This window comes from Pseudomonas meliae, assembly GCF_001400515.1.
In the GTDB taxonomy this organism is placed as follows: domain Bacteria; phylum Pseudomonadota; class Gammaproteobacteria; order Pseudomonadales; family Pseudomonadaceae; genus Aquipseudomonas; species Aquipseudomonas amygdali.
Window position 1 is genome coordinate 1 of sequence record NZ_LJQT01000215.1, and the last position, 8,711, is coordinate 8,711.

An 8,711-nucleotide genomic window follows, 5' to 3' on the forward strand; every position below is an offset into this window, starting at 1 on the left:
TGTCTACACCCTCCTAGGGATTGGCTTCTACCTCGCCACCCCATCAACCCGCGGCTGCCTACGAAACCTCTTCCTAACCCCAACCACAACCATCACCACCAACAATCCCACCACCACAAAAAAGATCGTATTAAACACCGGAAACGGCTGATCACGGCTCGTCACCGCTTCAACTTCGGTCACGTTGGGAAACATCGACAGGATCGTTATGCGCCAGCCGTAATAACGAATCAGCGCCAGTTGCTGGGAATCACGCGAGTAGCCCTGGGCTTTGGCCTGGATGTCGGCGGAGTCGAATTTGAAGTACCACGGGAAGCTCCAGCCGGTGTCTTCGTTGCGGTAGACCACGACTTTCTTGGTGTCCGGGTCTTCGGTGTTGATGAAGTACACGTCGCGGGTCGGGCCGTCTGCCGGGTTTTCGGCGTTGATGACGCCATCGGCGTCCATTCTTTTGACTTCCACGCCGGTGATCATCACGACATCATGGCGCGGCAGGACGTAATAAAGACTTAATGCGCCGATCCCGAGTGCCACGAATACCACAAGCCAAATCGACCTTCTCAGCCACTTCATACCAGCGTCCTCTGTTTAAAATTGCGTGACTTTGCCCTAATCCGAACATTTCGAAGCAAAACAGTTATTACAAAATTCGACAAGGCCGTTGCAGATGGCGTTGTCTTCCGGAGATTTACATGATTTGGTTCCTTGAAGGGCAGTCCAGCCAGCGTGAAGTGATCATGGGCGCGCGCGATGCGCTGCCTGCGTCGGTGCAGATTATCGCCTCACATCGCCAGCAGCGCTCCGAAATTACCGGGCAGGCCCATGTGGCACTGCAAGAGCCGGTCGATAATGAAGAGCGTATCGACTGGGTGCTGGAGACCGCTCGCTCGCTGGGCGTCAGAACTATTGTCGCCGGGCGTATAGGCAGCTTTTACGAAGCGCAGCGTGCACGTTTTGTTGCCGAAGGTTTGGACCTCGTCACGGGCGGAACGTCCCAGCAGACCTTCATGGATGTCGATGACAAGAGCCGCTTCACTGCGGCGGCCGAGGCGGCGGGTCTGGCGTGCATTCCGGGAATCGCCGCGAGCAGCGCCGAGGAGTTGCAGGCGGCTTACGATTCGTTGTCGGTGTCTGGCGAGGTCTGTATCAAGCCGGTGGTCGGGATTTACGGACGGGGCTTCTGGCGCTTCAAGGCCGATGTCGATGATTTTCGCTGTTTCGCCAATCCGGATGCGCGTGAAACGACTTTTCAGGCGTACCTTAACGCTTACCGTCAGGCCGAGGACGTTCCGGCGATGCTGTTGATGCCGTATATGCCCGGCAGTGAATGCTCGGTGGACATGGTCTGTGAACACGGCAAGGCGGTTGCCTTTGTCGGGCGGCGCAAGGTGGGGCTGAATCAGACCTTCGAGCGCGACAGCGAAGCGGTGCAACTGGCGGTGCGCGCAGCGGAGCATTTTGCCTGCGACGGGCTGATCAATGTGCAGACCCGTGACGACGCTGACGGCAAGCCGCATTTGCTGGAAATCAACCCGCGTTACTCCGGCGGGATCGGTTATACGCGTGAAACCGGCATCAACCTGCCGGGTATTTTTGCGACACGCCGTCTCGGCTTGAAAGAACCGGAAACACATTGGCTTGAGGATATCCGCGTGAAGGCCATCACGGTCGCTGTACGGGCCACGGTTTGATCAGGATAATAGATTTTTGCTATCACTAATCGCTCTTATCAGGGAGGATCGGGCATGAAGCTTCTTGCGCCAGGTGCAAACACTGCTTTAGCTAACGCCCACTGCACCTGGAACCTGGAGAGCGGTAAGTCTTCGGTTTTTGGTGAGTATGCTGCCGTCGCTTTGCTGGCGGTCAACGACAAGCGCCAGCCCATGGGCGACCCGGCGCTGCTGCACCAGGAACAGAGCTGGATGGAGTGGAGCGGCGGCCCTCAGGATGTTGGCTGTACGCTCAGGCTGGACAGGCTTCCGGCGGGCAGTGATCGTGTGTTGTTGATGGTCTACGTATATGCAGCCATGGGGCCGGTCCGTGACGTTGCCAGCCTGTATCTCAAAGTGGATGCCGACATAGAGCATCGGCTGGATCTGCGCGATAACGGCGAAGCGGCGATCATCATCGGCGAGTTCTACAAGCGTAATGAACAGTGGAAATTCCGCGCGCTGAGCGAAGGCTCGGCGTATGGGTTGTCGGCGTTCGGGCGCAAGATCGGCCTGGACGTTGATGACCGTCACCCGCGCCACCCGTCCGGTGGCTCCAGTGGCGGGCCTCGGCATGAGTCGGCGACCGGCACGGCGTTTGTGGTCGGCCCGGCGCACGTCATGACCTGTGCGCATGTCATCGAAGACATGGGCGTGTTCTACATCACTTCACTGGAAGGCCGTTACAAGGCCGAACCAGTGGTGATCGACCGTCGCAACGACATCGCGCTGCTGCGGGTGCAGGGCGCGCCGCCGTTGTCTCCGGTTACATTCCGGGACGGGCAGGGCTGTGAGCCGGGTGATACCGTAACGGTCCTGGGTTACCCGTTGGCGTCCATTTCCGGTGGCGGGCTGCAGGTGACGCAGGGCGGGATCTCCGGTCTGTTCGGTCTGCACAATGACGCCAGCCTGTTCCAGTTCACGGCACCGATTCAGCCGGGGTCCAGTGGCAGCCCGCTGTTCGACAACGGTGGCGCGGTGATCGGCATGGTGACGTCCACCGTGCCGGACGGGCAAAACATGAACTTCGCAGTGAAGTCCGCACTGCTGCTGTCCTTTCTGCAGGCATGCCGTATCGATGCGCCGCATGCCCGCCCGGAAAGGTCGTACACCACCACAGAAATCTCACGCGCCGCACAGTCATCGTTATGGCTCGTTGAAGCTTCTCGCCAATGACGTCGGTGTTGCCTGCTCAAGTGGCAGGCGTCTGGGGCTTCGGCCCCGTTACTCAGGAATTTATCAATGGACAGCAGCGCAGCTTTTTCCAACTCTACAAAGCTTCGTGCTGACCTGCTTCGTGGTCGTCTCGACGTCAGCGTCAATTCGTCCACCATTGCCCCGGACTCTCTATTCGGCTTCGCTGAACGACGCAACCCCAAGCGCGCGTTTCTGTTCGTGTCCCGGGTGTTGGGACGCCACATTCCCGCGCGTCCGGGCGTGATGCTGAAAAGCTTTCAGGACCTGGCGCACAAGATTCCGGCAGACCTGCCCGGCCCGGTGCTGGTCATCGGCATGGCCGAAACCGCAGTCGGTCTCGGTGCCGGCGTGCACCGTGCCTACAGCGCAACGCGATCTGATGTCTTGTATCTGGTCAGCACGCGCCATCCTACCGGCAGCGAGCTGTTCGCCCGCTTTGAAGAAGAGCACAGCCACGCCAGCGCTCACCTTATCCATCTGCCTGTCGATCCGGCGCTACGCGAGATGATGCTCGGCGCACGTTCGCTGGTGCTGGTCGATGACGAGGCGTCGACGGGCAAGACCTTCATTAATCTCCATCAGGCACTGGTCGAGGCCGGGCTGAGCAACATCGAGCGGGTGGTGACGTGTGTGCTTACCGACTGGTCGGCAGGTGCAGTCAGTACGTCGATGGGCGCAGTGGCCGAGCAGGTCTCGCTGTTGCAGGGGTCGTACTCTTTCGATGAAGACGTGAGTGCGCCATTGCCGGACATGCCTGAGGTTGGCACCGTGGCAATGGGCGACTGGCCGCTGGTGACCGCCAATGACTGGGGCCGGATGGGCGTGTTGTCGGTTGCCGATACGCTGGCGCCAGGGCTTAGCGTGCAAAAGGGTGAACGCGTTCTGGTGGTAGGCACCAGCGAGTTCGTCTGGCGGCCGTTTCTGCTGGCCGAGCGTCTGGAAAAAGCCGGTGCCGATGTGCATTTCAGCTCTACCAGCCGTTCACCGATTGCACTGGGGCATGCCATCGACCATGCGCTGTCGTTCTCCGACAACTATGGCCTGGGCATTCCCAACTTCCTGTACAACGTGCGGCCGGGTCAGTTTGACCGGGTGCTGATTTGCACCGAAACCCCAAGGCAGGCCGTACCCGCCGAGCTTATCGAAGCGCTGAACGCCGAGGTTATCTGCGATGAGTAACGACCGCCCGCTGATCTTCGTCGATCTGGACGACACGCTCTTCCAGACCGCCCGCAAAACGCCCGCGAACATTGAAAAACATGTCGCAACGCTGGATATCAGCGGTAACGCCAATGGCTACATGACTAACGTGCAGAAGTCCTTCGCGCACTGGCTGCTGGCGCATTCCGATGTGGTGCCGGTGACTGCGCGCAGTGTCGAGGCCTACAGCCGGGTCAAACTGCCGTTCACCGCAGGCGCGATCTGTTCGCACGGCGGTGTGATGCTCGATGTCATGGGGCGGCTGGACCAGGACTGGAACGAGCAGATGAAAAATACCCTGGCCAGCTATCAATCGCGGTTGCATGAATTGTCTGCCGCCACACTGGCGATTGGTCATGAGCTGGGCTTTTCACTGCGCGGCTGGGTGGTTGAAGAGGCGCAGCTGTTTCATTACGTGGTGACAAAGCATAACGAGAGCGATGACAGCGTGCTCAGCCAAGTGCTGGCCGAAGTGCAGGCCCGCGGCTTGCTCGATGACATGCACATCCACGGCAACGGCAACAACCTGGCCTTTCTGCCCGAGGGGCTGGCCAAGCGCTACGCGGTTCAGGAATGGCTGCGGCGCGACAAAGTCATCAATGGCGAACGCCCGGTGCTCGGTTTTGGCGACAGCATTACCGACCTGGGTTTCATGGACGAGTGCCACTGGTGGGCGACACCTGCCCGCAGTCAGTTGGCGAAAATGTTTGTCGGAGCAGAGCATGAGTGATCCCGTTCACGGGCTCGATACGGTCGGCAGTGGCAGTTATCTGTACGACGACGTGCATTTTCTGCTGCGCAGCGTTGCGATGCAGGCCACTAGCGTGGCGGAGAAGGAGCGCCTGATCCAGACACACCAGAAGCACTACTCGGAAATGATCAGCGAGGAGTCGCCTCCCAGCGCCGCTCACAAGGCGTTGTATGAGCGTGCACTCAGCCAGAACGGTTTGCGCATGGCCGATGACGTGCAAGCCCTGGCACAGGCGCTTGACCGCGAATGCACCGGCGCTGAAATCGTTCTGGTGTCGTTCGTGCGTGCCGGTTTGCCGCTGGGTGTGTTGTTGCGTCGGGCACTGATCGATCTGCACCGCGAAGCGCATCACTACGGCATCAGTATCGTGCGTGATCGCGGTATCGATAAAGTCGCGCTGGAGGCCATTATTCAGGCCCACGGCGCGCAGAACATCGTGTTTGTCGACGGCTGGACCGGCAAGGGCGCAATTTCGGGTGAAATCCGTCGCAGTCTGGCAGGTGACACGCGCTTCCCGGAAGAACCACGACTGGTAGTGCTGGCCGATCCCTGCGGCAGTGCCTGGCTGGCGGCGTCGGCAGAAGACTGGGTGATTCCGTCCGGTATTCTTGGCGCGACCGTGTCCGGGCTGGTGTCGCGCTCTATCTGGCCGACGGACGGCGGGCTGCATGGTTGTGTGGTTTACGAGCAATTGCAGGGCCACGACGTCACGCAGTCTTTTATTGAACACATCGACAGCCAGCGTCGTCAAAACAGTTCTACGCTCACGCTGACACCCTGGACGCTGACGCAGCGAGCCGGGCTCAAGGACGCTGCAACGCAGGTGGTCGACCGCTTGGCCGAGCGCTTTGATATCACTAACTTCAATCGCATCAAGCCGGGCATTGCCGAAGCCACTCGCGCGGTCATGCGCCGTGTTCCAGACCATGTGCTGGTACGCAATCGGGCGGACAGCGATGTGCAACTGCTGCTGCACCTGACCGAAAAAGCGGGGATTCCCGTTGAAGAAGTCGGCGATGTGCTGGGGCCTTATCGGGCAGTGACCATCATTCGGAGTCTGAGCTAATGGCCTTATTTTCGCCTTACGCGCTGGGGGCAACGCTGTACATGCCCGCCACCCGCGATGACATCGTCGATGTGGTGTTCGGTGAAAAGATTCCCGAACTGCGTTCGCTGGTCGTGTGCCTGGAAGATGCGGTGGCGCTGATTGATGTCGATACAGCGCTGGTCAACCTTCGCCAGGTGCTGACCCGCATTCAGGACCGTGGCGGCCGCCCGGCCAACGGTCCGCTGTTGTTCGTTCGTCCGAGAGATGCCGCGATGGCGCGGATTCTCAATGACTGGCCGCTGATGGCGCACGTTGACGGGTTCGTTGCCCCCAAGCTTTCGCTGAAAAGTCTGACGAGTTGGGAGCAGTCCGTTACCAACCCGGCGCTGGCGTTGATGCCTACACTGGAAACCCCGGAAGTGTTCGATCCGACGGCAATGGTCGAACTTGGGCAAGCGCTGAAAGCCAGTCTGTACGAGCGGATCATCGCGTTGCGCATCTGTGGCAATGACCTGATGGGCTGTCTGGGGCTGCGCCGCAACCCGGCCATGACCCTGTATTCGACGCCCATGGGCTATGTCATCCCGATGCTGGCGGGAGTGATGGGTTCGCAGGGGTTTGCACTCACCGCGCCGGTGTTCGAGCAACTGGCCACACCTGACATTCTGGAGCATGAACTGGCACTGGATATTACCAATGGGTTGGTCGGTAAAACGGCAATTCACCCCTCGCAGGTCAATATCATTCAGAATGCACTACGCGTCAGTCTGGAGGACATGAACTCCGCCCGGATGATTTTGAACTCTGTGGCCCCCGCAGTGTTCAAGTACAACGATGCGATGTGTGAACCGGCCACCCATTACAAATGGGCAACCCACATCATGGAGCGCGCCAAATGGCATGGAGTGTTATCCGCACCCGCTTCGATCATGGATGCCAGCATTCGACTCGCTGAGGCAGTTAGCTAGATGATAGAACCTGATCTTGAACCTGTAGGACCTGATCTTGAAATCGAAGTGGAACAACGCCTGCTGGCGGTTTTCGATTTCGACGGAACCATAACCCGGCACGACAGCTTTGTGCCTTTTCTCAAGTTCGCTTTTGGGCAACGTGCCTTTTCCGTGCGCATGGCCCGCCTGGTGCTACCGAGCATCGGCTATCTCGCCAAGCGTGTGACCCGCGACGAACTGAAGGGCCGCCTTATCAAGGCGTTTCTCAGCGGCGTTGAAGTGCAATGGCTGCAGCAAAAGGCCGAGGCGTTCTGCCAGTCGCACTGGAACCGCCTGATGCGCCCGGCTGCGCTGGAGTCCATCGCCGCCGAAATCGAGAAGGGCGCCATTGTCACGCTTTGTTCAGCATCGCCTGCTATGGTTCTGCAGCCCTTCGCTAATCGCTTGAAAGTAGAGCTGATCGGCACCAATCTGGAAGTCATCGACGGCAAACTGACTGGATTGATCGAAGGCAGCAACTGTCGTTGCGATTCGAAAGTCGCACGCCTTGAAAGTGTTTATGGGCCGCTCACGCAGTTCCGGGTTCGTGCCTGGGGCGACACGCGGGGTGACCACGAATTACTCGCCGCTGCTCAGGATGCGCACTGGCGTTTGTTCCATCCGACGTGGCGTCGAGGCCGTTATAAAGGCCCCGTTAACGCCAAGTTACACAATCCTGATGGCAAAGATGGGCCAACACGGTAAGGCTGTAACACTTTTATCCGAATTCCGACGTTCACATGGAGCGAAAAATGGCACTCACTTTGGCAAAGAACCAGACGATCTCACTGGAGAAAACCGCTGGTACCGGCCTCAAGAAAGTCAGTATGGGCCTTGGATGGGACCCTGAAAAAGCCAGCGGTTTCTTCGGCAAGTTGCTCGGCGGTGGCGGCGGCGATATCGACCTGGATGCCTCATGCATCATGCTCGACGCCGACAAGAAGCCCCTCGACCTGGTCTGGTTCCGCCAGTTGCAGTCGCGCGATGGTGCCATTCAGCACTCGGGTGACAACCGCACCGGCGAAGGCGCGGGCGACGATGAAACCATCAGCGTCGATCTGGAAAAACTGCCAGCCACGGTCAAATACCTGGTGTTCACCGTTAACTCGTTCACCGGTCAGAATTTCGAAAAAGTCGCCAACGCCTACTGCCGTATTGTCGATTTGGGCAGCCGCAACGAACTGGGCCGCTTTGATCTGTCCGAGAAAGGCCAGCATACCGGCGTTGTGATGTCCTATCTGGCGCGCACCCCCGCAGGCTGGGATTTCACCGCAGTTGGTCAGGTTACCAACGGCCGTACTGCAGATGATCTGGTCGAACTGGCCATCGGAGCTGTACGCGCATGACCCAACTTGTCCCAGGCGCCAACGCGCCAGTCGCTGCCGGTCCGTTGACGGTCGAGGTCAGCTATTCCCCGCTGGCGGATGCGGATATCGACGTGTCTGCATTTCTGCTGACCGCCTCCGGCAAGGTGCGTGGCGATCAGGACATGTGTTTTTACGGCCAGAAAAGCGTCAACGGCGGTGCGGTCCAGCAGACGGAAGCGTCGGCCGGGCGTGCTGTGTTCAGCCTTGACCCGAGCCGTCTGGATTCAGTCATCGAGAAGGTCGCCCTGACGGCAACCATCTACGAGAACAAGGCCAGCTTTGGCAGCGTGTCACGGTTGGCGCTGAGCATCACTGGCGGTATCGAAGCCGATATCCCTACCAGCGGCATGAAAGAAACCGCATTGATTCTGGGCGAGTTTTATCTGCGTCAGGGCGCGTGGAAATTCCGCTGCGTCGCCCAGGGTTTTGCCGGCGGGCTTGAACCGCTAC

Annotated in this window: 10 protein-coding genes; 9 read left to right on the forward strand and 1 reads right to left on the reverse strand. The window is 59.3% G+C overall.

What is annotated here, in order from left to right:
- Positions 1-27: 27 nt before the first annotated feature.
- Positions 28-573 (reverse strand): DUF1523 family protein, encoded by a 546-nt coding sequence (locus ALO64_RS09495; RefSeq protein ID WP_044344247.1) that lies wholly within the window; start codon positions 571-573, stop codon positions 28-30.
- A gap of 119 nt (positions 574-692) precedes the next feature.
- Between ALO64_RS09495 and ALO64_RS09500 the strand changes: the two genes are divergently transcribed.
- The 9 genes from ALO64_RS09500 to ALO64_RS26245 all read left to right on the forward strand — a co-directional run.
- Entirely contained in the window at positions 693-1,691 is a 999-nt protein-coding gene (locus ALO64_RS09500; protein ID WP_044344246.1) for an ATP-grasp domain-containing protein, read from the forward strand.
- Between the two features lie 54 nt (positions 1,692-1,745).
- The gene (locus ALO64_RS09505) at positions 1,746-2,885 is read left to right on the forward strand and encodes a trypsin-like peptidase domain-containing protein (protein ID WP_044344245.1); all 1,140 of its coding nucleotides are present in this window, start codon (positions 1,746-1,748) and stop codon (positions 2,883-2,885) included.
- A gap of 66 nt (positions 2,886-2,951) precedes the next feature.
- Positions 2,952-4,085 (forward strand): phosphoribosyltransferase domain-containing protein, encoded by a 1,134-nt coding sequence (locus ALO64_RS09510; RefSeq protein ID WP_044344244.1) that lies wholly within the window; start codon positions 2,952-2,954, stop codon positions 4,083-4,085.
- On the forward strand, positions 4,078-4,836 hold the full coding sequence (locus ALO64_RS09515) for an HAD family hydrolase (protein WP_044344243.1): 759 nt from the start codon (positions 4,078-4,080) through the stop codon (positions 4,834-4,836). The genes ALO64_RS09510 and ALO64_RS09515 overlap by 8 nt, the downstream gene beginning before the upstream one ends.
- Positions 4,829-5,923, forward strand: coding sequence for a cysteine protease StiP family protein (locus ALO64_RS09520; RefSeq protein ID WP_044344242.1), 1,095 nt, complete (start codon positions 4,829-4,831; stop codon positions 5,921-5,923). The genes ALO64_RS09515 and ALO64_RS09520 overlap by 8 nt, the downstream gene beginning before the upstream one ends.
- A complete protein-coding gene (locus ALO64_RS09525; protein WP_044344241.1) occupies positions 5,923-6,873 on the forward strand; it encodes an HpcH/HpaI aldolase/citrate lyase family protein in 951 nt (316 codons plus the stop codon). The genes ALO64_RS09520 and ALO64_RS09525 overlap by 1 nt, the downstream gene beginning before the upstream one ends.
- Positions 6,874-7,599 (forward strand): HAD-IB family hydrolase, encoded by a 726-nt coding sequence (locus ALO64_RS09530; protein WP_044344240.1) that lies wholly within the window; start codon positions 6,874-6,876, stop codon positions 7,597-7,599.
- Positions 7,600-7,646: 47 nt separating this feature from the next.
- Positions 7,647-8,240, forward strand: a complete 594-nt coding sequence (locus ALO64_RS09535; RefSeq protein WP_002552034.1) for a TerD family protein — start codon at positions 7,647-7,649, stop codon at positions 8,238-8,240.
- A partial coding sequence (locus tag ALO64_RS26245) for a TerD family protein (protein ID WP_235668901.1) occupies positions 8,237-8,711 on the forward strand: 475 nt, incomplete at its 3' end. The genes ALO64_RS09535 and ALO64_RS26245, both read left to right, overlap by 4 nt.